The organism is Alloalcanivorax marinus (genome assembly GCF_016906305.1).
Taxonomy (GTDB): Bacteria; Pseudomonadota; Gammaproteobacteria; order Pseudomonadales; family Alcanivoracaceae; genus Alloalcanivorax; species Alloalcanivorax marinus.
Window position 1 is genome coordinate 183,888 of the sequence record NZ_JADDOL010000005.1, and the last position, 22,593, is coordinate 206,480.

The window sequence follows — 22,593 nt, forward strand, 5'->3', positions numbered from 1 at the left end:
CGCCCGGGGGCCCCTTTCGGGCGCAAAAGATTGCACTGGTCGGCGCGGCGGCGAACGGCGGCCTATTCTGCCACGAAACCGGCCACTTTGGCGGTGTCACGGTGTATTGGTGGCTTCATCGGGCGAAGGGACTGTACAATGCGCCGCCTATTTGCCCGCCTCCCCCTTTGCCGTTGCCCTTGCACGGCCCGCCGCCGTTGACCGGCCGGAGGCACTTTGATCCCTACGGAGCCACAATCTGTGATTGAACGCCTGCGCAATATCGCCATCATCGCCCACGTTGACCACGGCAAGACCACCCTGGTGGACAAGCTGTTGCAACAGTCCGGCACTCTGGGAGACCGCGCCGGCGACGTCGAACGGGTGATGGACTCCAACGACCTGGAAAAGGAACGGGGCATCACCATCCTTTCCAAGAACACCGCCCTCAAGTACGGCGACTACCGCATCAACATCGTCGACACCCCCGGCCACGCCGACTTCGGCGGCGAGGTGGAACGGGTGATGTCCATGGTCGATTCCGTGCTGCTGCTGGTGGACGCGGTGGACGGCCCCATGCCGCAAACCCGCTTCGTGACCCAGAAAGCCTTCGCCGCCGGCCTTAAGCCGATCGTGGTGATCAACAAGGTGGACCGCCCCGGCGCCCGCCCGGACTGGGTCATGGACCAGGTGTTCGACCTGTTCGACAACCTGGGCGCCAGCGACGAGCAGCTCGACTTTCCGGTGGTCTACGCCTCGGCGCTGAACGGCATCGCGGGCCTCGACCAGGACAATCTGGCCGACGACATGACGCCGCTGTTTCAGGCCATCATCGACCGGGTGCCGGCACCGGAAGTGGACGCCGACGGCCCGTTCCAGATGCAGATTTCCTCGCTGGACTACAACAGCTACCTGGGCGTGATCGGCATCGGCCGCATCAAGCGTGGCCAGGTGAAGACCAACACCACGGTGAAAATCATCGACCGGGAAGGCAAGGTCCGTAACGGCCGGGTGCTGCAGATCATGGGCCACCACGGCCTGGATCGGGTGGATGTGAGCGAAGCCGGGGCCGGCGACATCGTCTGCGTCACCGGCATGGACCCGCTGGACATCTCCGACACCCTGTGCGACCCGAACAACGTGGAAGCCCTGCCGCCGCTGACCGTGGACGAGCCCACCGTCAGCATGGTGTTCCACGTCAATACCTCGCCGTTCGCCGGCCAGGACGGCAAGTTCGTCACCAGCCGCCAGATCCGCGAGCGCCTGGAAGCGGAGCTCAAGCACAACGTGGCCCTGCGCGTGGAAGAAACCGGCAGCGCCGATCAGTTCCGCGTGTCCGGTCGCGGCGAGCTGCACCTGTCGGTGCTGATCGAGAACATGCGCCGTGAAGGCTTCGAGCTGGCGGTGGGCCGCCCGCAGGTGATCGTGCGCGAAGTGGACGGCAAGAAGCAGGAGCCCTACGAGAACGTCATGGCCGACGTGGAGGACCAGCACCAGGGCGCCATCATGGAGCACCTGGGCCTGCGCCGCGCCGAGATGACCAACATGGAGCCGGACGGCAAGGGCCGCGTGCGCCTCACCTTCGTGGTGCCCAGCCGTGGCCTGATCGGCTTCCGCAGCCTGTTCCTGACCCTCACCTCCGGCACCGGTATCCTCAACAGCACCTTCAGCCACTACGGCGACTACAAGCCCGGCGAGATGGCCCAGCGCAACAACGGCGTGCTGGTGTCCATGGTGAAAGGCAAGGTGCTGGCGTTCGCCCTGTTCAACCTGCAGGAACGCGGCCGCATGCTGATCGATCCGAACGTGGAAGTGTACGAAGGCCAGCTGATCGGCATTCACAGCCGTGGCAACGACCTGGTGGTAAACCCCACCAAGGGCAAGCAGCTCACCAACATGCGCGCCTCCGGCACCGATGAGAACGTGATTCTCACCCCGCCGGTACGGTTCAGCCTGGAGCAGGCCCTGGACTTCATCGAGGACGATGAGCTGGTGGAAGTGACCCCCAACCACCTGCGTCTGCGCAAGAAGCTGCTCACCGAAACCGAGCGTAAGCGCGCCAGCCGCTAACCCCTATCGCGACTGAAGTCGCTCCTACGGCAAATGTAGGAGCGGCTTCAGCCGCGATAAGGCGCTACTCGCCGCATCCCCCCCTAGGCAAGGAACCAGGCCATCAGCGCCGCACCCAGCAACACCCCCACCAGCAGGCCCTGACGAAAAGCCCGGCCACTGTCCGGCTCGCCACGACCCGGCTCGCGGATCCGTTCCCGCAGGGTGGGCGCGGACGCCGGCGGCTGGCTGGCCTCGAAGTCACCGATCACCTGCCGGGCCCGCTGCTCGTCGCCGTCCGCCACCCAGACACTGGCCAGCCCGGCGGCGGGCAGATCGCCGACGCCGCCCTGCAGCATGTCGCCGTTCACCTGCGCCATGATGCCGGCCTGCTCGATCAGCCCCGCCACCATGTGCGCTTCCAAGCCGTCGCGCGCTTCGTAGACCCGTTTCATGGCTCCTCCGGCCGCCTGGTCATTCCGCCATTATCGGCGCCACCGCCAGCGGTTACCATGGGCACCCCCGCCACCTGGTCGACCCCGTTATGCTGCACATCGCCCTGTTCGAACCGGAGATTCCCCCCAACACCGGCAACATCATCCGGCTGGCCGCCAACACCGGCGCCGCCCTGCATCTGATCGAACCGCTCGGCTTTCAACTGGACGAGAAGCGTCTGCGCCGGGCCGGCCTGGACTACGGCGAGTTCGCGCGGGTGCGGGTGCATCGGGATTACCCGGCCTTTGTGGAGGCCATGGACGGCGCGCGCCAGTTCGCGCTCACCACCAAGGGTGGGCCGGCGCCCAGCCAGGCGGCGTTTCGGGACGGGGATGTGCTGCTGTTCGGGCCGGAGACCCGGGGCCTGCCGGCGGCGATCCTGGAAGGGTTGCCGGCGGAGCGGCGGCTGCGCCTGCCGATGGTGGCGGACAGCCGCAGCCTGAATCTGAGTAACGCGGTGGCCGCCACCCTCTACGAGGCCTGGCGGCAGTTGGGTTATCCTGGATCTGATCGCGGCTAAAGCGGATCGCCGCCCGGCCGCTCCCACTTGCTCTGACTGGCGCCGTGGTATCGCGACTAAAGTCGCTCCTACACAGCATTTGTAGGAGCGGCTTCAGCCGCGATTAACGGGCGGTGGTTACTGCACCGTGGCGGCGCCGGCCTGCTGCTGCTCACGTTGCTGCAGGTACAGCGCCTCGAAATTGATCGGCTGCAGCAGCATCTGCGGGAAGGAGCCCTTGGCGACCAGGTCGGACACCACCTCGCGGGCATAGGGGAACAGCAGGTTCGGGCAGTAGGCGCCCAGCAGCTGCTCGCGCTCCTCGCCTTCGATGCCGGCGATGGTGAAGATGCCGGCCTGCTTCAATTCCACCAGGTAGAAGGTTTTCTGCTCGTCCTCGGATTTGGCGGTCACCGTGACGGTGATTTCCACCTCGTATTCATTGCCCTCGCCCAGGCGGCGGGCGGCGCTGTTCAGCTGCACGTTCATCTTCGGCTTCCACTCCTGGAGGAAGATGTCCGGCGCCCCCGGGCATTCGAAGGAGGTGTCCTTCAGATAGACACGCTGCAACTGGAAGGTTTTCTTCTGTTCTTCGGCCATGGTCCTTCTCCGTTAGCTGTCGGCGAGCAGGGAGTCCAGTTCCCCCGCCCGCTCCAATGCGAAAAGTTCATCGCAACCGCCCACGTGGCGGTCGCCGATCCAGATTTGCGGCACCGTGCGGCGGCCGCTGCGCGTCATCATCTCCTGGCGGGCGCCGGGCTCACGGTCCACGTCGATCTCGTGCACGGTGGCGCCCTTGGCGGCCAACAGACGCTTGGCGCGCACGCAGAACGGGCACCAGGCGGTGCTGTACAGCGTGACCGTCACGATCAGCCCTTGGCGACCGGCAGGCCGTCGTTGCGCCAGGCGGTGACGCCGCCCTGCATGCGGTACAGCTCGGCGAAGCCCTTGCCGCGCAGCTGGCGGCCCAGGTGCGACGCCTGGTTGCCCATCTTGCAGGTGAGGATAAGAGGTTTATCCTTGTGCCGCTCCAGCTCGCCCATGCGGTCGGTGGCCTGGCTCGCCGGGATGTTCAGGCTACCCGGGATATGGCCGGCACGAAACTCGTCGGCGGGGCGCAGGTCCACGATCACGGCGTCCTTCTGGTTGACCAGATTGGTGGCCTGCTGGGGCGAGATCGGGTTGCCGCCGCGCCGCGACTCGATCACGAAGAACACCGCCCACAGCAGAAAGAAGGCGGAAACCAGGAGATAATGGTTGCTGGCGAATTCGATCAGACGATCCATACGGGGTCCTGTTAGCGCTGGCGCCGTCTTGCCGGCGGAAAATCGGCGCCAAGTATACACATCACCGGTCGGTTAAGGTAAAACCCGCAGCCATGAAGCCGCTTTTTCTGCTATTTCTGATCTTGCCCGTGCTGGCCCGCGCGGAGTCGCCCAGCGAAGCCGACCTGGACAAGCTCAAGGACCGTATCGAGACCCTGTCCGCCGAGCAACAGCGCGAGGCCGAGCAGCGCGACGACCTGCAGACCCGCCTGCGCGAGACCGAGACCCGGGTCGGCGAACTGGCCCGGGAGGGCCGCCGCCTGGAACGGGAGGCCGCCGCCGCCCGCCAGCGGCTGGACAAGGTGGAAGCCGACCAGGCGCGGCTGGCGGCGGAGAAGAAAACCCAGCTCACCTGGCTGGCGCGCACCGTCCGCGCCAGCTACCAGAGCGGCCGGGAAGCCCGCATCAAGCTGCTGCTCAACCAGGAGGAACCGGACCGCATCGCCCGGCTGCTGCGCTATCAGGAGTATTTCCAGCGCGCCCGCACCGACCGGCTGGCCTCCCTGGAAGGGGAACTGGTGGAGCTGCGCCGGGTGGCCGAGCAGGTGGCCAGCGCCCGCGCCGACCTGCTCGACCGCCGCACCCGGCTGGCGGACAGCAAAAAGGAACTGGAAGCGGCGTCCAAACAGCGCGAGCAGGCGCTGGCCAAGCTGGACCGCTCGATCAAGCAGCGCGGCGGCGACATCGACCGCCTCAAGGCGGACCAGCAACGGCTGGAGAAGCTGCTCGCCGACATGCAGCGCAGCATGCCGTCGATCCCGCCGGCGGACCGGGGCGAGCCGTTCGGCACCCTGGCCGGCAAGCTGCCCTGGCCGGTGCCCGGCCAGGTGGTGTCCAGTTTCCATTCCGCCCGTGAAGGCAAGCTGCGCTGGGAAGGGGTGGTGCTGGCCGCCGACGAGGGCGCGCCGGTGCGCGCCATTCACCCGGGCCGGGTGGTGTTCGCCGACTGGATGCGCGGCTATGGCCTGCTCACCATCGTCGATCACGGCGGCGGTTACCTGACCCTTTACGGCTACGCCCAGAGCCTGCTGCGCGACGTGGGCGAATGGGTGGCGGCCGGCGATCCGCTGGCCCTGGCGGGCCGCTCCGGCGGCAACGCCAGCAGCGGTCTGTACTTCGAAATCCGCCGCAAGGGCGAGGTGGTGAACCCGGCGCGCTGGTGCGACCGCCGTGTTACACTGCCGCCCATTGCCCGCAATGACTGACACGCTCCCGGGACCGGAGCGCCCGAATTGGGGAAACACATGCTGAAAACCTCCCGTCTTGTTTTGCGCTGCGCGCTGGCCACCCTGGTATTCATTGCCCCGACCGGCCAGGCCCGGGATGCGCAAACCGATCAGCTGGCCGAACAGGACGGCGTGCCGGTCACCGAACTGCGGGCCTTCGCCGAGGTGCTGGAGCGGGTACGCGGCGCCTATGTGCAGGAGGTGGACGAGAAGGAACTGATCCAGGCGGCGATCCGCGGCATGCTCATGGAGCTGGACCCGCACTCCGCCTATCTGACCCCGGACCAGTTCGAGGACCTGCAATCCAGCACCACCGGCGAGTTCGGCGGCCTGGGCCTGGAAGTCACCATGGAGGAAGGCTTCGTCAAGGTGGTGGCGCCCATCGACGACTCCCCCGCCAGCCGCGCCGGCCTGCGGGCCGGTGACCTGATCCTCAAGATCGACGACACCTTCACCAAGGGCATCGGCCTGGCCGACGCGGTGGAACTGATGCGCGGCGAAGCGGGCACCGAGGTGACCCTGTCGGTGCTCAGCGAGGGCGACGAGAAGCCGCGCACGGTGACCCTGAAGCGCGACCGCATCCAGGTGGAAAGCGTGAAAAGCGAACAGCTGGAGCCCGGCTACGGCTACCTGCGCATTTCCCAATTCCAGAGCCGCACCGGCCAGGACGCCCAGCGGGCCCTGGAGAAGATGGCCTCCGACGGCCAGCTGCGCGGTCTGATCCTGGACCTGCGCAACAATCCCGGCGGCGTGCTGGGCGGGGCGGTGGAAGTGGCCGACCTGTTCCTCAACAGCGGCCTGATCGTCTATACCCAGGGCCGCGACCCGCAAAGCCGCAACGACTACAACGCCACCCCCGGCGACCTGCTCGGCGGCCTGCCGCTGGTGGTGCTGGTCAACGGCGGTTCCGCCTCGGCCTCGGAGATCGTCGCCGGCGCCCTGCAGGACCAGGGCCGCGCCGTGGTGGTGGGCACCCGCACCTTCGGCAAGGGCTCGGTGCAGACGGTACTGCCGATCAGCGGCGACGCCGCGCTGAAACTGACCACCGCCCGCTATTACACGCCGGACGGCCGCTCCATCCAGGCCGACGGCATCCACCCGGACATTCCGGTGGAAGTGGCCAGCGTGGAGCTGCTGCAGGAGAACCGGCCACGGGAGTCGGACCTGCCCCACCACCTGCTCAACCAGCGTGACGAGGAAGCCCGCGCCGGCGACCGGGAAGCGCCGCTGGCCAGCCGCGACTATCCGCTGTCCCAGGCCCTGTCGATCCTCAAGGGCATCAACCTGGCCGAGCGCCGCCGGGCCGGCGACGACACCGAACAACGGTGAGGCGCGCCGCCACCCGGGTGGCGGCGCTGTGCCTGATGCTGCTGGCCGGGTCGGCCGCGGCGGCGCCGCGCATCGCCATTATCATCGATGATCTGGGCTACAACCGGGCCGCCGGCGAAGCGGTGCTGGCGCTGCCGGCGCCGCTGACCTGCGCGGTGATTCCGGAAACGCCCCACGGCCGGCGCCTGGCCCGGGAAGCGGCCGCCGCCGGCAAGGAAGTGATGATCCACCTGCCCATGGCCACCCTGGATGCCCGCCGGCTGGACGCGGGCGCGCTCCACGACGGCATGAGCGAGGCCCAGATCGGCGCCGTGCTGGACCGCGCCCAGCGCGCCCTGCCCGACGCCCGCGGCCTCAACAATCACATGGGCAGCGCCCTCACCGCCGAGGCGGAGCCGATGCGCCGGCTGATGGAGCAGTTGCGCCACCGCCATTTGTATTTCATCGACAGCCGCACCAACGCCGCCACCGTGGCCGAGCGCAGCGCCCGCCAGGCGGGCCTGGCCGCCGGCCGCCGCGACGTGTTCCTGGACAACCAGCGCGACCTGCTGCACATCAATGCCCAGTTCAACCGGCTGCTGCGGCTGGCCCGCCGCCACGGCCAGGCCATCGCCATCGGCCATCCCTATCCGGAAACCCTGGATTATCTGCGGCAGGTGCTGCCACTGCTGGAGCAGGCCGGCGTGCGGCTGGTGCCGGTGTCGCAGTTGCTGACCGCCCCGGTGGCCACCGCCGGGGCGGCGGCGCGGCCGGGGCGCGAAAACGGCTAGCGGGCCGGGGCGGCGCGGCCGATGCCGGTGAGCCGGCTGTAGCCGAGCATCAGGAAGCCAAACAGGAACATGAGCACGCCGTACACCGCCGCCGGCACCGACATGGCGTCGGAGTGCAGCAGGGTCAGGGTCACCATCAGCCCCAGGGTGCCGTTCTTGATGCCCAGCTCGATGGCCACGGTGAACGCCTGGGGCCGGTCCAGACCGAGCAGCCGGCCGCCCACCATGCCCAGCACCAGGCCGATCACGTTGAGCAACACCACCGCCAGACCGCCCTGACGCAGCAGCACCAGGGCTTCCTCGCCCAGATCCACCAGCAACAGAGCGATCACCAGGATCAGCACCAGCAAGCCGAACACGCTGACCAGCTTCTCACCCTTCTCCGCCCAGTGGCGTTTGAAATGACGGATGGTCATGCCGATGGCCACCGGCACCAGGATGATCACCAACAGGGTCAGGATGGTGCGCAGCACCGGCAGCTCCAGCACCCGGCTGCTGTCCTGGAAGTGGCCCAGGGCCCAGCTGGTGAACATGGGCAGGGTGACGATGGTGATCAGGCTGGCGGCCACCGTGAGCACGATGGACAGGGCCACGTCGCCGCGCCCCAGAAAGGCGAACAGATTGGAGGTGGTGCCGCCCGGGCAGGCGGCGATGATCACCAGCCCCACCGCCAGCGCCGGCGACAGGTCCAGGCTCACCGCCAGGCCCACGCCCACCAGCGGCAGCAGCACGATCTGCGCCACCAGGCCGAACACGGTGGCGCGCGGCGCCACCAGCACTTCGCGGAAATCCCGGGGCGTCAGGGTCAGGCCCATGCCCACCATGATCAGAAACAGGGCGGCGGGCAGTCCCACGGAAATCAGAGCGGCCTGGTCCATGCGTTGTTCCTCGTTCTTTTATCGCGTTGTTGTTATGGAACGATCGTACCTTAGCCGGCCGCTCCGGGGCTATTGCGCCGAATGGGACTGCATCAGGTATTCCCAGGTATTGTTGCGCCGCATCGGGAAGCCGATCCAGCCCGCCCGTGGGGCACGGGCGTGGCGCGGCTCGCCGGGCTCGGCGGTGTCACCCGGGCCGGCCAGGGCCACCAGCTCGGTGAACCAGGTGGCGGCGTTGTCCAGCAGCTGCTCCGCCGGGCGCCCCAGCAGGTTCGGGTCACCGGATTCCACGTGTGCCTTGAGCACCACCCGGCCGGCCTCCGGCGCGTACCACAGCAGCTCCCGGGTGAAGCCGTCCACCTGCCCGTCGCCGCCGTTCTCGATGCGCTCCAGAGCGTCGCCTTCGCCGCTGGCCTGATCCTTGCGCCAGGCGATCTCGCGGCTGATGCGCAGCGCCTTGAAGGTGCCGGCGCCCACCTGGATGGTTTCCACCGCGCTGACCTTGCTGGTGGTTTCGGTGCGGTAGCGGTACTGCCAGTGGGCGCCGTCCGCGGCCGGCACCTGGACGATATCCTCGGTGCGGTAGTGCCACACGTCCCCGGGGTGCAGGGGGAAGCGCAGCATCGGGCCGTCTTCCTGATCCACCGGCTGATAGCGGTCCAGGTCCTCTTCCAGGGTGGCTTCGCCGCCCCCCACCTCATAGCGGGCCAGGTCGCCGTCCTTTCCGGTCAGGGTGAGCGCCACCGGCTCCGCGTCGTTGAACTGGTACAGCCAGGTGGTGCCCACCTCGGGCAGAGTGCGCGCCACTTCCTGGAACGCCTCCGGCACGCCGGGTTTGCCGTCGTCGTCGAGGACCACCAGATCGGCGCCGATTTGATAGCCGCCCTGGTGCTCGCCGTTGTCGTCGTAGCGGGTCACGGTCACCTGGCCGCTGTCCGGGTCCACCTCGAACCAGCGACCCACCGGCTGGTCATTCCGGTAGAAACCCCGGGCCAGCCAGGTGTCGCCGCGCCGGCGGGTGAACTCACCTTCCCGTTTGCCGTCGCGATAGTGATCCACCTGGCGCACGCCATCGTCGTCGGTGAAAATCTGCTCGCCGTCCTGTTCGTATTCCGGCAGCAAACGGCGCTCCCGCGACACCAGCTCGCCGCTCTCGTTGAAGCGCTCGCGCACGGACCAGGTGTCCGCCAGGTCCGTGGTAAGCCGCTCCACCACCCGGCCTTCCTTCAGTTCCTCACTGACACGGGTGGCGTCGTCCGTCACACGGCGCCGGGTCAGCTCGCCCGCCGCGTCATAGCTCAGCTGCACCTGGCGGACACCGCCACCGTCCGCGGGCTCGGAGTACTCGCTCAGCATCAGCGTGCCGTCTTTCCGGTACTGCTTCTGGCGGTTGGTGCGCCCGCCCTTGTCCGGCAGGTTTTCCAGAGCCACCCCGCCGTCTTCGTGGAAGCCCTTGAGTACCCGATAGCCGCCCGGATTGAAGTCACGGACTTCGCGCACCTGGCCGTTCTCCCAGTACAGGGTGGCGCGGCCGTCGATCCGGCCCTGGTCGCTGTAGCGGCCCTCCATGCGCGGCTGGCCGTTGTCGTAGTAGTAGGTGAAGGGACCGCGCCGGTTGCTGTCGTCGAGCAGGTCCTCCGCGTCCGGATCGGCGATCCGGCCTTTGAAATAAAGGGTGCCGTCGGCCTTGTCGACCACCACCCGCCAGCCGCCCTCCCCCTGTTCCAGCGGCCAGTGCAGCTGGTAATACGGCTCGCCGTCGGTGAACAGCATGTTGCCGTCCAGCGCGCGGGTATCGGCACCGGCCAGCGCGCTCAGCAGTAAAGCAAACAGGCCGGTCAGGATCGGGAGTCGGTGAAACATGGGCATCCTTCCTTGAAGCGGAACCATCGGGATCGGGAAATTCAGGGGCGCACCTTGCCGCGCAGGGCCTTGGTCTGGCCATGCCGGGTCTTTTTGTCCATGCGCTTGTTGCGGGCGGCCTTGGAAGGCCGGGTGGCTTTGCGTTTCTTACGCTCCACCGTGGCGCTCTGGATCAGCGCGCGCAGGCGCTCCAGGGCGTCGTCCAGGTTCTTTTCCTGGGTGCGGAAACGCTGCGCCTTGATCACCACCACGCCCTCCGCGGTGATGCGGCGGTCGGACAGAGCCAGCAGGCGTTCCTTGTAGAACTCGGGCAGGGAAGAGGCGCGGATGTCGAACCGCAGGTGCACGGCGGAGGCCACCTTGTTGACGTTCTGGCCGCCGGCGCCCTGGGCACGGATCGCCTGCCACTCGATCTCCGCCTCCGGGATGGTCACGTTGTTGGAGATGTTCAGCATGCTCCGTCCTTGAAGGTTGCGTCGTCGATACCGCGTCAGCGGGCGCGGGCGAGAAACCGGTCCAGGGCGTTGGCGAAGGTCTGCACGTCGCCCTTGCTCAGCGACGAGGGCCCGCCGGTCTGTACCCCGGCGGAACGCAGCTCCTCCATGAAGTCGCGGCGACCGAGATGTTCACGGATGCTCTCCGCGTCGTAAAGCGTGCCACGGGGGTTGAGCGCCGTGCCACCGCTTTCCACCACCCGGGCGGCCAGCGGTATGTCACCGGTGATCACCAGATCCCCGGCGCTCACCTGGGCGGCGATGTGATCGTCCGCCTTGTCGAAGCCCGACGCCACCTGGGTGGAGCGCAGGTACGGCGAGCGCGGCACGCGGATGTGGTGATTGGCCACCAGCGTGGTGGTGATGCCCAGCCGGTTGGCGGCGCGGAACAGGACGTCCCGGATTACCGCCGGGCAGGCGTCCGCGTCCACCCAGATCTTCAACGTCACCCCGTCTCCTTGCGTCAGAGGCGCATCTCGATGCCGGCGCGGGCCATGTATTCCTTGGCCTCGGCGATGGAGTACTCGCCGAAGTGGAAGATCGAGGCCGCCAGCACCGCGTCGGCGCCGCCCTGGATCACCCCGTCCACCAGATGCTGCAGGTTGCCGACGCCGCCGGAGGCGATCACCGGCACCGGCACCGCGTCGGAAATGCCGCGGGTCAGGGCGATGTCGAACCCGTTCTTGGTGCCGTCCCGGTCCATGCTGGTGAGCAGGATTTCGCCGGCGCCGTAATCGGTCATGCGCTTCGCCCATTCGATGGCGTCGATGCCGGTGGGCTTGCGGCCACCGTGGGTGAAGATTTCCCAGCGGTTGTTTTCGCTCTCGCCGCTGACCTTCTTGGCGTCGATGGCCACCACGATGCACTGGGAGCCGAACCGTTGTGCCGCCTCGCGCACGAAGTCCGGATCCTTGACCGCCGCCGAGTTGATGCTGACCTTGTCGGCCCCGGCATTGAGCAGGTTGCGGATATCCTGAATGGTGCGCACGCCACCGCCCACGGTAAGCGGGATGAACACCTGGCTGGCCATGCGCTCCACGGTTTCCAGGGTGGTGTCCCGGTCCTGGTGGCTGGCGGTGATGTCCAGGAAGGTGATCTCGTCGGCGCCGGCCTCGTTATAGCGGCGCGCCACTTCCACCGGGTCGCCGGCGTCACGGATCTCGACGAACCTGACCCCTTTGACCACCCGGCCGGCGTCCACGTCGAGACAGGGGATGATGCGTTTTGCCAGCGTCATGTCGCGGCCCTCATTCACGTACTCCACTGCCGGTGGTGCCGGACATGCCGGGCCCACGGGAATCCAGCTCGTCGGCCAGCGCCTGGCCCTTCTCGAAGTCCAGGCTGCCCTCGTAGATGGCGCGCCCGGTGATGGCGGCGGTGATGCCGGCGGACTGGCTGCCGCACAGCTTGCGCACGTCTTCCAGGTCGGTGATGCCGCCGGAGGCGATCACCGGGATGGAAACGGCGTCGGCCAGCCGCTCGGTGGCTTCCACGTTGACGCCCTGCAGCATGCCGTCGCGGCTGATGTCGGTATAGACGATGGCGACCACGCCGTCGTCCTCGAACTGGCGGGCCAGGTCCACCACGTCGATATCGGTGACCTCGGCCCAGCCGTCGGTGGCCACCTTACCGTCCTTGGCGTCCAGGCCGACGATGATGTGGCCCGGGAACCGGCGGCACATGTCCTTGACGAATTGCGGTTCCTTCACCGCCTTGGTGCCGATGATCACCCACTGCACGCCGGCGTCCAGGTAGGCCTGGATGGTCTCGGCGCTGCGGATACCGCCGCCGATCTGGATCGGCAGGCCGGGATGGGCGCGGGCAATGGCCCGCACGATTTCGCCGTTCACCGGCTCTCCGGCGAAGGCGCCGTTCAGGTCCACCAGATGCAGGCGGCGGGCGCCCTTTTGCACCCAGTGATCGGCCACCGAAACCGGGTCTTCGGAGAACACCGTGTCATCGTCCATGCGGCCCTGCTTGAGGCGCACGCATTTACCGTCCTTGAGGTCGATGGCGGGAATCAGCTGCATGGGGTTCTCTCTTTCGATTCAGGATTTTCAAAAAGGGCGAGCCAGCGGCGTGGAAATTCAGCGCCGCCAGCGCCAATACCAGGGCCGCCAGCGCGAATATCAAGGCTGCCAGCGCAGGAAGTTGCCCAGCAGCCGCAGGCCGGCGTCGGCGCTTTTTTCCGGGTGGAACTGCACCGCGAACACATTGTGCTTGGCGACGGCGGCGGCGAACGGCAGGCCGTACTCGCAGCGCCCGGCCATTTCCTCCTCCGGCACCTCGACGGCGCAGTAGCTGTGCACGAAGTAGAAGCGGCTGTTGTCGTCGATGCCGTCCCAGAGCGGGTGGTCCACGGTCTGCCGCACCTGGTTCCAGCCCATGTGCGGCACTTTCAGACGGCCGCCGGTCTCGCCGTACTGTTCGCCGAAGAAGCGCACCCGGCCGGCGAACACGCCCAGGCAGTCGACGCCGTCGTTCTCCTCGCTGTGGTCCATCATCGCCTGCATGCCCACGCAGATGCCGAGCACCGGCTTATGGGCGTCGATGGCGTCGAGGATGGCCCGGTCCAGGCCGGTTTCGGTGATCACCTTGATGCAGTCGCGGATCGCGCCGACACCGGGAAACACCACCCGGTCGGCGGCGCGCAGGGCGTCCGGATCACCGGTGATGTGAATGCGCTGGCCGTCGGCGGCCATCTTCTCCAGCGCCTTGCCGGCGGAGTGAAGATTGCCCATGCCGTAATCGACCACGGCCACGGTTTCAGTCATGGGGGAGCCTCTATCCAATACGCTTGCACAAAATAGCAAGTCAGCATTGACTTACTATTAGAGCAAATTTAGGAATTGTCAGCCTCGGTCAGGGTACCCTTGGTGCTGGGCGTCACGCCGTCCATGCGCGGGTCCGGTTCCACCGCCACCCGCAGGGCCCGGCCGAACGCCTTGAACACGGTTTCGGCCTGGTGGTGGGCGTTCTTGCCGCGCAGATTGTCGATGTGCACGGTGATCATGGCGTGGTTCACCAGCCCCTGGAAGAACTCGTAGAACAGGTCCACGTCGAAGCCGCCGATCTGGCCGCGGGTGAAATCCACGAACATTTCCAGACCCGGGCGGCCGGACAGGTCGATCACCACCCGCGACAGGGCCTCGTCCAGGGGCACATAGCTGTGGCCGTAACGGCGCACGCCCTTCTTGTCGCCCCAGGCCCGGGCCAGGGCCTGGCCCAGGGTGATGCCGATGTCTTCCACGGTATGGTGGGCATCGATGTGCAGGTCACCGTCGGCGTGGATCTCCAGGTCGATCAGGCCGTGGCGGGCCACCTGGTCGAGCATGTGCTCCAGGAACGGCAGGCCGGTGTCCAGCTTGCTGTGCCCGGTGCCGTCCAGATTCACGCTGACGCGGATCTTGGTCTCCAGGGTGTTGCGCTCCACGGTGGCGCGGCGTTCGCTCATCGGTACCTCCAGAAAACAGAACCCCGTATTATACGTGCCCCCCGCGCCCCTCACCAGCGGGCGCGCCATCGCGTTTGGGAGACCGCATGCCGATCACCGTCGAATTTCACCCGTCCCGCCCGGAATTGGCGCAAACCTTCGCCCAGGTACTGCGCGACGATCCGGACTACGCCGCCGAACTGGAGTTGACCCTGCAGGAAGGTGCCGCCAACGGCGGCGAAATCGCCGCCGCCCATTTCAACGGCCGGCCGGTGGGCGTGGCCGTGCTGCACGGCGACAATCTGGCCTGGATGGTGATTCACCCGGCCACCCGCGGGCGCGGCGTGGGCCGGGATTTCCTGCGCGGCATCGAAGCGAAGCTGGGCCACGGCGTTACGTTGCCGGAGAAATGTCGCTAGCGGCCTTTGGCCGCGATACAGGTTGCAGGATACAGGATACAGGCGCGGTGAGGGCCGAGGAGCCTGCCACGCCGTGCCCGCGCAGCACCGGTTCGGCGCGGGGCCGGAGCGAGCAGAACGCACCGAGCGAGTCCCGCGCCTGTATCCTGCATCCTGAATCGTCCTTTCAGGCCAAAGGCAGCCGGATCACCAGGGCGAAGCCGGTGCCCGGCCCGTCGCTTTCCGCCCAGATGCGGCCCCCGGCCTGCTCGATCATGACCCGCGCCATGGCCAGGGACAGGCCATAGCCTTCCTCGTGGTGCCGTGAGCCGACCACGAAGAACGGCTCGAACAGGCTTTCCAACTGATCCGGCCCGGCACCCCGGCCGTGGTCGCGCACGCGAATCTGCGCCTCGCCGGCCAGGGCCCGCCCGGTCACCTCGATGCTGCCCCCGGGGCCGCCGAAGCGGATCGCGTTGTCCAGGGCCATGCCCAGCACCTCACCCAGCTCCCCTTCATCGGCGAGCACGGTAAGATCCGCGTCCATATCCGCGTTCACGGTCAGCCCCTGCCGGGCCAGCACTCCGGCGCGGCTGGCCAGCAGGGCATCCAGCAGAGCGCCGGGGCGGCAGCGCCGCGCCGCCGGCGGCCGGTCCCGGTCGGCCAGATCGAAATAGCGCAGCGAGGTGCTGACCATGCCGATCAGCCGCTTCTGTCCCTTGCGCACCAGCTGCCAGACGCCTTCCTGATCGTCCCCGCTTCCCAGGGAGTCGGCGGCGCCGATCCAGTTGATCGGCGTGTTCAGCTCATGGCTGACGTACTGCAAAAAGGTGGATTTGTCCCGGTTCATCTGCTCGATCTCGGCCAGGTGCCGCTCCAGAGTGTCCCGCGACTGGCGGGCCAGCAGATTGCGCTCCTGCTCCAGAAAGCGGATCCGGTCGCCCAGGGCCAGGGACAGCATCACCACCACCCAGAGCGCGCCCAGGTGCGGCAGCATGCTGATCAGCGAGTCGTAGGGAATCCAGTCCAGATTGCCCAGCACGAACACGAAGATCAGCCCCAGAAACACGAACCAGGCGGCCACGTACAGCCGCGCCGCCCGATAACCCGCCGACCACACCGTCCAGCCCAGCCAGCTGAACAGCAGCACGGTGACCACCACCAGCAGGGTGGACAGGTAGTAGGACCAGGGCGCGGCCACCAGCAGCTGCACCGGCAACAGCAGCGCCACGCCCAGCAGGTACCCCCGGATCAGCCGGTCGTAACGGGGGAAGCGCTCTTTGAGGCTCAAAAAATGGCGCGAGTACATGGCCAGCGCCGGCGTGCAGATAAAAATCCCCAGCCAGTAGTATTCGTTGAGCTTGGGCACCGACGGCCACAGAAACTGCAGCCCGAAGCCGTTCACGTTCAGGTTGAACACCGTGATGCCCACCAGGAACGCCACGAAATACAGGTACACCGGCTCCTTGAGGGACAGCGCCAGCAGCGCGTTGTAGACCACCATGATCAACAGGCAGCCGTAGAAAATGCCGTACACCAGCAGATCCCGATAGGTGTATTCCACCAGCCCGCTGGCGCTGTACAGCATCGGCGACATGTTCAGGGCGCCCTTGCCGCTGACGCGCACGAAATAGTCCCGGTCCGCCGACACCGAGGTATCCAGCGGAAAAATAAACGCCCGGTGTTTCATCAAGCGATGATCGAACGGCAGGGTGTCGCCCATGTCCACCCGCCGGTAGCCACCGTCGGGCAGGGGCGCGAACAGGGTAATGTGGTCGAGAATCGGGTAGCGCTCCACCAGGTACCAGTCCTCGCCGGCCACGCCACGGGCGTCCACCGCGAAGCGCAGCCAGATCACACTGCCGGTGAAACCGAAATTGAGGGCATCGCTGTGATTGGCCTGGAAGCGGCTGGCGAAGCGGTCGCGCACCGCCTGGAAGTCCCAGCCGCCCTCCGGGTCCACCAGCACCGACATATGGCGCGCCACGGCCACCGCGTCCCGCTCACCGGTGAGCACGGCGGGGGTGCCGTCGGCGGCGCGGGCGATGCCGCCCATCGCCACCAGGATCAGTAACCCCGCCCACACCAGGATATTACGGAACTTTAACAAAAGAAGGCCCCCAAAGCGTGATACTGGAGCATGCGCCTGCGAGCTTCGCGCCGGCCCGTCCGTGCGCGCTATACTCGAAGGCTTATTGTCATGCGTTATCATGTCCCGCAGATATAATCCCGGCCCCCGGCCCGGGGCGCAAGGAGAGGCTTGTTATGGCACGCGCGATAAAAATCGTCGTTATCGTCCTGGTGGCCATTGTGGTGCTGCTGGCCGCCACGGTGTTCGTGATCACCCAGGTGATCGATCCCAACGACTTCAAACCGCAGATCCGTGAGCAAGCGCTCTCCCAGGCCAATCTGGAACTGGAGATCCCCGGCGAGCTGGATTGGCAGTTCTGGCCCAGCCTGGGCGTCAGCCTGGGCCGCACCGAGGCCCGCCTGCCCGGCGAGGAAGACCTGTTCGCCGCCATCGACAGCGCCAGCGTCGGCGTCGCCCTGTGGCCGCTGCTGTTCGGCAACGTGCAAATGGACGGCGTCACCCTGGACGGCCTGGAGCTGAACCTGGTGGAAACCGCCGACGGCGGCAACTGGGAGAAAATCGGCCCGCAAGACGGCGCCGCCGACGAAGCCACCCCGGACCAGCCCGCCACCGAACAGGAAGAAGGCGGCGCCATGGACATCCCGCTGACCATCCCCAGCGTGGCCATCACCAACGGTCAGGTGCGCTACCGCAACACCACCGACGGCACCGACATCCGCGTGGAGCATTTCAACTTCAACGCCCAGGACGTGAGCCTGGAAGAGCCGTTCCCGATGCAGCTCTCCCTGCGCTACCAGGACCAGAGCGACGTGCGCGTGGACCTGAACCTGGACACCACCCTGGCCGCCGACCTGAACACCAACCACTTCGTGCTCGACCCGATGACCCTGGACGCCCAGATCGGCGGCCTTACCGTCAATCCCGTGGACGTGCATCTCGAGCAGAAGCTGGACGTGAACCTGGACGAGGACCGGGCCGCCGTCACCGACCTGGTGCTGGAAGCGGCCGGCACCCGCACCACCGGCCAGGCCACCGTGACCGGCCTGACCGGCGAAATGAAAGTGGCCGGCCAGATCAATACCGCTCCGTTCGACGTCAACAAGGCCCTGGAGGCCATCGGCGAGCAGCCCATCGAAACCCGTGACGACGCGGCGCTCAGCAAGGTGGCCCTGGACGCCACCCTGGCCGGCCCCGCCGGCAGCGTGATGGCCGACCCGCTCAAGGTGACCCTGGACGGCAGCACCCTCAGCGGCAAGGCCGGCCTGGAGAGCCTGGACACCGGCAAGATCGTGTTTGACCTGGTGCTCGACAAGATCACCCTGGACGGCTATCTGCCTCCGGAAAGCGCTGACGACGAGAGCGCCCCGGCCAGCACCGCCGGCGCCGGCGGCAACGCCGGCAAGCAGGCCGGCACCGAGCAGCTCTCCGAGGCGGAGCTGATTCCGGTGGAGAGCCTGCGGCCGCTGCTGATGGACGGCAAGCTCAAGATCAACGAATTGAACTACGAGACCATCCAGGCCAAGGACCTGACCGTCAAGGTCACCGCCAACAACGGCGTGCTGCGCCTGGCCCAGGCCTCCGGCCAGACCCTCAACGGCAGCTTCTCCGGCAGCGGCAGCCTGGACGTCTCCGGCAAAACGCCCCGCATCAACTACAAGCAGCAGGTCACCAGCATGCAACTGCAGCCGCTGGTCACCCTGGCCCTGGGCGAGGATCTGGCCAAGGGCCTGTTCTCCCTGGACCTGGACTTCAGCGCCTCCGGCAACAGCGAGAAGGCCCTGGTGCAGTCCGCCAAGGGCAACGCCACCGTCAATCTGGCGGACGGCACGGTGCGCGGCCTCAACCTCTACAACACCCTGGTGGGCGGCGTGAACGACATGCTCGGCCGCTTCCAGGCGCTCAGCGCCCTGATCCCCAACCAGGAATCCGGCAAGCTGCCGGCGGCGCTGTCCGAGGACACCAAGATCATCGACCTGACCACCAAGGCCAGCCTGGACAAGCAGGTGGCCAACCTGAACAGCCTGGAAGCCAAGCTGGATAAAGGCACCATTTCCGGCAACGGCTGGCTGAACACCCTGACCCAGGAGTTCGACCTCAAAATCGGCATGCAGTCCCCGGAACTGGGCGGCAGCAAATACCTGGAAGGTGCCACCTGGCCGCTGCGCTGCCAGGGCAGCCTGGCCGGCAACCCGGCCAAATGGTGCGGCCCGGACCGCGACGGCTTCGCCAAGATCGCCCAGCAGGCGGCCACCAACGCCGCCAAGAGCAAGCTCAAGGACAAGCTCGGCATCGACGCGGAAGGCGACACCACCGAGGAAGTGCTCAAGAACGCCGCCAAGCAGAAAGCCGAGGAAAAAATCCAGGAAGAGCTGGGCGACAAACTCAAGGGGCTGTTCAATCGTTAAGGCAATGTTGAGCGAACCCGCCTTCAGCGACGCCGTGCTGGCCTGGTACGACCAGCACGGCCGCAACGACCTGCCCTGGCAGCACCCGCGCACCCCCTACCGGGTGTGGGTCTCGGAGATCATGCTCCAGCAGACCCAGGTGGCCACCGTGATCGGCTACTTCGAGCGCTTCATGGCCACCTTCCCGGACGTGCACGCCCTGGCCGCCGCCGACGTGGACCAGGTGCTGCACCTGTGGACCGGCCTGGGCTACTACGCCCGCGCCCGCAACCTGCACAAAGCCGCCCGCCAACTGGTGGAGGAGCACGGCGGCGACTTCCCCGAGACCGTGGAGGAAGTGGCCACCCTGCCCGGCATCGGCCGCTCCACCGCCGGCGCCATCCTGGCGCAAAGCCGTGGCGTGCGCGCCCCGATCCTGGACGGCAACGTCAAACGGGTACTCGCCCGTCTGCACGCCGTGCCCGGCTGGCCCCGCAAGAAACCGGTGGAAAACCGCCTCTGGGAACTGGCCGAACGGCACACCCCCGATGCCCGGCTGGCGGACTACACCCAGGCGGTCATGGACCTGGGCGCCACCCTTTGCACCCGCCGCCCGGACTGCCCGCGCTGCCCGGTGATGCACCTCTGCCAGGCCCACGCCGACGGCAATCCCCAGGACTACCCCGGCCGCAAACCGGCCAAGGACAAACCGGTGCGCGCCACCCGCATGCTGATCCTCCAGGACGACCAGGGCCGCGTCTGGCTGGAACCGCGCCCGCCCAGCGGCATCTGGGGCGGCCTCTGGTGCTTCCCGCAGCTGGATCCGGAAGACGCCCGCCGCGACGCCCTGGAACGCCGCGGCCTGACCGCTGGCCACCAGGAAAACCTGCCCGGCTTCCGCCACACCTTCAGCCACTTTCACCTGGACATCGAACCGCAACTGATCCGGGTGGACAGCCACGGCCACGCCGTGCAGGATGCCGCCCAAGGCCGCTGGATCGACCCCGCCGCCCCCGGTGAACTGGGCCTGGCGGCACCGGTAAAGAAACTGCTCGACCAGCTCCACGGCCCCCGCCAACGGGGCCTGCTGTAAACCGAACCACGAGGACGCCATGACCCGCACCGTGTTCTGCCGCAAGCACCAGCAGGAACTGGAAGGCCTGGACAAACCGCCCTTCCCCGGCCCCAAGGGCCAGGACATCTACGACAACGTGTCCCGCCAGGCCTGGCAGGAATGGCTGCACCACCAGACCCTGCTGATCAACGAGAAGCACCTGAACGTCATGGACCCCAAGGCCAAGGCCTTCCTGGACGAACAACGCGAGCGTTTTTTGAACAACGAAAGCGTAGAAAAAGCAGAGGGTTACGTTCCCCCCACCAAAGACGCCAATCAATAGCCCCGCACCCTTGACGGGGCCAGGGCCAGCCGCTTTAATACGCCCCCACGCCCGGATAGCTCAGTCGGTAGAGCAGGGGATTGAAAATCCCCGTGTCGGTGGTTCGATTCCGCCTCCGGGCACCAGATACAAAAAAGCCCCGCTCGCAAGAGTGGGGCTTTTTTGTATCTGGTGCCCGGAGGCTGGATGATGAACCACCGCCTGGTTCGACCAAACGCACCGCGTTTGGCGACGAGCGCGCAGCGCGAAGCCCGCAGGGTCGGAACAGCCCAAAGGCTGTTCCGATCAATCCGCCTCCGGAATAAAAAGCCCGCTCGCCAGAGCGGCGCCTTTTTACACCCGGCCCTTTGCGGCCTCCCGCACCGTCCGGCCACCAAACCGTCATTCCCCAATACCCTCCCCGTAGTCCCGCCCACTCAACAACAACCACTTAGCGGCCCCCCTGGCCCGATCGGATTCCGGCTGCCCTTCCCCGCACCCCCTGACAACGATCTGTCGTTTCCCGGAAGCGCAAAATTATTCGTAATGGAACCAAAGCGACATTCGCTCTCGATAGCGTAATTCATGCGGCACCCGCCGCGGGGATTACTCATAAATCGCACCCAACATCGAGGGAATGACTCATGAAGACCATCATCAAGAAGGCGGCCCTGGCCGCCGCCATCATCAGCGCACCGTTGGCCGCTTCCGCCACCGATCTGGTCGGCGGCGGCGCCTCTCTGCCGGCACTCGCCTACATCGGCGACGGCTTCACCACCACCAACCCGGAATCGCGTCTGTCCACCGACGCGGGTCTGTTCGCAGGCTTCGATCCGACGTTCACTCCGTATCAGCAAGTCGGTGTGACCTCCGGCTCCATCTTCGCCGCTTTCCAGAGCGCCAATCCGTCCGATACCGCCAGCTACTGCCAGACCGGCAGCGGCACCGGCAAACGGGTTCTGGTAGGTGTCAGCGGCTTCAGCGCCGACGGCGACTGCCGTGACTACAGCGCCAGCCCGGTGGGCTTCAGCGCTCCGGCCGGCCAGAGCCGCCCGGACTTTATCGGCTCCGACGCTCCGCTGACCGCCGACAATGTGGATGACTTCGTCAACGGCCCCAACACCACCGGCGACGGTATCTTCCAGATGCCGGCCCTGGGTGCTCTGATCGCGCTGCCCGTGAACCTGATCGGCAGCTCCCGCCCGGATCTGTCCAACCAGCAGGTGTGCGAGATCTTCTCCGGCACTTCCCAGACCTGGAACGACGTGGACAGCAGCCTGCCGACCCAGCCCATCCACGTGATCGTGCGTCAGGACACCAGCGGCACGGTGTTCGCCTTCACCCAGTACCTGGCGGCCACCTGTAACGGCAACTTCGGCCTGGCGTCCAACTTCTTCAAAACCTCCGAAAGCTTCACCGCCGCCATTTCCCCGGCCAATCCCAGCAGCCTGTACGCCAACTACAGCGAAGAGTCCGGCAACGCCGGTGTGGTTGCCGGCGTCGGCGCCAATTCCTGGTCCATCGGCTTCGCCAACCTGGCCAACGTACTGGACGCCGGCCAGGACTACGCCGACGTCAACAGCACCGACCCGGCCACCGTCACGTCCGTGAACTACGGCACCGGCGACCTGCTGGCCGACACCGTTCTGGGCGATGTGGACCCGAACACCGGTCTTCCGCAAACCCAACCCGTCTCCGACATCCCGGTCAGCAACCCCAACACTCCTGACGGCTGCGTCAACGTCATCGACCCGGCCGCCCAGCTCAACCAGGGCTACCCGATCGCCGCGGTCACCAACCTGCTCGGCTACACCGCGAACAACGCCGATCCGCAGGCCCTGCGTGCCCTGGCCCGTGAAGTGGTAAATGGCTCGGGCTCCCTGCCCACCGGCTATGTCCGCCTGGGCACCGCCAACGCCATGGATCAACTGGCCGGCACCTGCATCAACTGATCGACCCATCAAACGCACGCCAGTGCGGAGGGCGCCCACCCGGCGCCCTTT

At 66.9% G+C, this 22,593-nt stretch carries 23 protein-coding genes and 1 tRNA gene; 11 read left to right on the top strand and 13 right to left on the bottom strand.

The annotated features are described in order from the left end of the window. Window positions 1-240: 240 nt before the first annotated feature. Window positions 241-2,049, top strand: a complete 1,809-nt coding sequence (gene typA / locus IM760_RS06580) for a translational GTPase TypA (protein ID WP_204427745.1) — start codon at window positions 241-243, stop codon at window positions 2,047-2,049. 83 nt (window positions 2,050-2,132) lie between these two features. On the opposite strand, the gene IM760_RS06585 is transcribed toward typA, so the two are convergent. After that, window positions 2,133-2,483: a putative signal transducing protein gene (locus tag IM760_RS06585; protein WP_204427746.1), complete on the bottom strand. Its 351-nt coding sequence runs from the start codon at window positions 2,481-2,483 to the stop codon at window positions 2,133-2,135. Window positions 2,484-2,572: 89 nt separating this feature from the next. Between IM760_RS06585 and trmL the strand changes: the two genes are divergently transcribed. Then, window positions 2,573-3,043 carry a tRNA (uridine(34)/cytosine(34)/5-carboxymethylaminomethyluridine(34)-2'-O)-methyltransferase TrmL gene (trmL, locus tag IM760_RS06590; protein ID WP_204427748.1) on the top strand — a complete coding sequence of 157 codons (471 nt, stop codon included), beginning with the start codon at window positions 2,573-2,575 and terminating at the stop codon, window positions 3,041-3,043. Window positions 3,044-3,160: 117 nt separating this feature from the next. Here trmL and secB read toward each other — a convergent pair whose 3' ends face one another. The 3 genes from secB to IM760_RS06605 are packed head-to-tail and all read right to left on the bottom strand — an operon-like array spanning window position 3,161 to window position 4,308. Then, window positions 3,161-3,622 carry a protein-export chaperone SecB gene (secB, locus tag IM760_RS06595; protein ID WP_204427749.1) on the bottom strand — a complete coding sequence of 154 codons (462 nt, stop codon included), beginning with the start codon at window positions 3,620-3,622 and terminating at the stop codon, window positions 3,161-3,163. Between the two features lie 12 nt (window positions 3,623-3,634). After that, the gene (grxC, locus tag IM760_RS06600; RefSeq protein WP_204427843.1) at window positions 3,635-3,892 is read right to left on the bottom strand and encodes a glutaredoxin 3; all 258 of its coding nucleotides are present in this window, start codon (window positions 3,890-3,892) and stop codon (window positions 3,635-3,637) included. Further along, window positions 3,892-4,308 carry a rhodanese-like domain-containing protein gene (locus IM760_RS06605; protein ID WP_204427750.1) on the bottom strand — a complete coding sequence of 139 codons (417 nt, stop codon included), beginning with the start codon at window positions 4,306-4,308 and terminating at the stop codon, window positions 3,892-3,894. The genes grxC and IM760_RS06605 overlap by 1 nt, the downstream gene beginning before the upstream one ends. 92 nt (window positions 4,309-4,400) lie before the next feature. On the opposite strand from IM760_RS06605, the gene IM760_RS06610 reads away from it, so the two are divergent. From IM760_RS06610 to IM760_RS06620, 3 genes are read left to right on the top strand one after another with little or no spacing between them, the layout of a single operon-like run. Further along, the gene (locus IM760_RS06610) at window positions 4,401-5,552 is read left to right on the top strand and encodes a murein hydrolase activator EnvC family protein (RefSeq protein WP_204427751.1); all 1,152 of its coding nucleotides are present in this window, start codon (window positions 4,401-4,403) and stop codon (window positions 5,550-5,552) included. 39 nt (window positions 5,553-5,591) lie between these two features. After that, on the top strand, window positions 5,592-6,902 hold the full coding sequence (locus tag IM760_RS06615; protein WP_204427752.1) for a S41 family peptidase: 1,311 nt from the start codon (window positions 5,592-5,594) through the stop codon (window positions 6,900-6,902). Continuing rightward, the gene (locus IM760_RS06620) at window positions 6,899-7,672 is read left to right on the top strand and encodes a divergent polysaccharide deacetylase family protein (RefSeq protein WP_338021373.1); all 774 of its coding nucleotides are present in this window, start codon (window positions 6,899-6,901) and stop codon (window positions 7,670-7,672) included. Before IM760_RS06615 ends, IM760_RS06620 begins: the two co-directional genes overlap by 4 nt. On the opposite strand, the gene IM760_RS06625 is transcribed toward IM760_RS06620, so the two are convergent. From IM760_RS06625 to hisB, 8 genes are all read right to left on the bottom strand, one after another. Further along, window positions 7,669-8,550 carry a bile acid:sodium symporter family protein gene (locus tag IM760_RS06625; protein WP_204427753.1) on the bottom strand — a complete coding sequence of 294 codons (882 nt, stop codon included), beginning with the start codon at window positions 8,548-8,550 and terminating at the stop codon, window positions 7,669-7,671. The genes IM760_RS06620 and IM760_RS06625 overlap by 4 nt on opposite strands. Before the next feature lie 69 nt (window positions 8,551-8,619). Then, window positions 8,620-10,413, bottom strand: a complete 1,794-nt coding sequence (locus IM760_RS06630; RefSeq protein WP_204427754.1) for a toxin-antitoxin system YwqK family antitoxin — start codon at window positions 10,411-10,413, stop codon at window positions 8,620-8,622. A gap of 41 nt (window positions 10,414-10,454) precedes the next feature. Further along, the gene (arfB, locus tag IM760_RS06635; protein ID WP_204427755.1) at window positions 10,455-10,868 is read right to left on the bottom strand and encodes an alternative ribosome rescue aminoacyl-tRNA hydrolase ArfB; all 414 of its coding nucleotides are present in this window, start codon (window positions 10,866-10,868) and stop codon (window positions 10,455-10,457) included. 35 nt (window positions 10,869-10,903) lie between these two features. After that, window positions 10,904-11,350 carry a YaiI/YqxD family protein gene (locus tag IM760_RS06640; RefSeq protein ID WP_204427847.1) on the bottom strand — a complete coding sequence of 149 codons (447 nt, stop codon included), beginning with the start codon at window positions 11,348-11,350 and terminating at the stop codon, window positions 10,904-10,906. A 20-nt stretch (window positions 11,351-11,370) separates the two neighbouring features. After that, entirely contained in the window at window positions 11,371-12,144 is a 774-nt protein-coding gene (hisF, locus tag IM760_RS06645) for an imidazole glycerol phosphate synthase subunit HisF (protein ID WP_204427756.1), read from the bottom strand. Window positions 12,145-12,154: 10 nt separating this feature from the next. After that, window positions 12,155-12,937 (bottom strand): 1-(5-phosphoribosyl)-5-[(5-phosphoribosylamino)methylideneamino]imidazole-4-carboxamide isomerase, encoded by a 783-nt coding sequence (gene hisA, locus IM760_RS06650; protein ID WP_204427758.1) that lies wholly within the window; start codon window positions 12,935-12,937, stop codon window positions 12,155-12,157. Window positions 12,938-13,036: 99 nt separating this feature from the next. Then, window positions 13,037-13,681 carry an imidazole glycerol phosphate synthase subunit HisH gene (gene hisH, locus IM760_RS06655; protein WP_204427760.1) on the bottom strand — a complete coding sequence of 215 codons (645 nt, stop codon included), beginning with the start codon at window positions 13,679-13,681 and terminating at the stop codon, window positions 13,037-13,039. Window positions 13,682-13,749: 68 nt separating this feature from the next. Further along, complete coding sequence (gene hisB, locus IM760_RS06660) at window positions 13,750-14,361, bottom strand: imidazoleglycerol-phosphate dehydratase HisB (RefSeq protein ID WP_204427761.1); 612 nt, start codon at window positions 14,359-14,361, stop codon at window positions 13,750-13,752. Between the two features lie 86 nt (window positions 14,362-14,447). Between hisB and IM760_RS06665 the strand changes: the two genes are divergently transcribed. Then, complete coding sequence (locus tag IM760_RS06665; RefSeq protein WP_204427762.1) at window positions 14,448-14,759, top strand: GNAT family N-acetyltransferase; 312 nt, start codon at window positions 14,448-14,450, stop codon at window positions 14,757-14,759. A 166-nt stretch (window positions 14,760-14,925) separates the two neighbouring features. Here IM760_RS06665 and IM760_RS06670 read toward each other — a convergent pair whose 3' ends face one another. Continuing rightward, complete coding sequence (locus IM760_RS06670; protein WP_239549652.1) at window positions 14,926-16,848, bottom strand: sensor histidine kinase; 1,923 nt, start codon at window positions 16,846-16,848, stop codon at window positions 14,926-14,928. Between the two features lie 155 nt (window positions 16,849-17,003). On the opposite strand from IM760_RS06670, the gene IM760_RS06675 reads away from it, so the two are divergent. From IM760_RS06675 to IM760_RS06695, 5 genes are all read left to right on the top strand, one after another. Beyond that, window positions 17,004-19,235 (top strand): AsmA family protein, encoded by a 2,232-nt coding sequence (locus tag IM760_RS06675; RefSeq protein ID WP_204427763.1) that lies wholly within the window; start codon window positions 17,004-17,006, stop codon window positions 19,233-19,235. Window positions 19,236-19,239: 4 nt separating this feature from the next. Further along, the gene (mutY, locus tag IM760_RS06680; RefSeq protein ID WP_204427764.1) at window positions 19,240-20,307 is read left to right on the top strand and encodes an A/G-specific adenine glycosylase; all 1,068 of its coding nucleotides are present in this window, start codon (window positions 19,240-19,242) and stop codon (window positions 20,305-20,307) included. A gap of 19 nt (window positions 20,308-20,326) precedes the next feature. Continuing rightward, window positions 20,327-20,611: an oxidative damage protection protein gene (locus IM760_RS06685; protein ID WP_204427765.1), complete on the top strand. Its 285-nt coding sequence runs from the start codon at window positions 20,327-20,329 to the stop codon at window positions 20,609-20,611. A 49-nt stretch (window positions 20,612-20,660) separates the two neighbouring features. Next, a tRNA-Phe gene (locus IM760_RS06690) sits at window positions 20,661-20,736 on the top strand. A gap of 498 nt (window positions 20,737-21,234) precedes the next feature. Next, on the top strand, window positions 21,235-22,542 hold the full coding sequence (locus tag IM760_RS06695; protein ID WP_204427767.1) for a PstS family phosphate ABC transporter substrate-binding protein: 1,308 nt from the start codon (window positions 21,235-21,237) through the stop codon (window positions 22,540-22,542). Window positions 22,543-22,593: the final 51 nt, after the last annotated feature.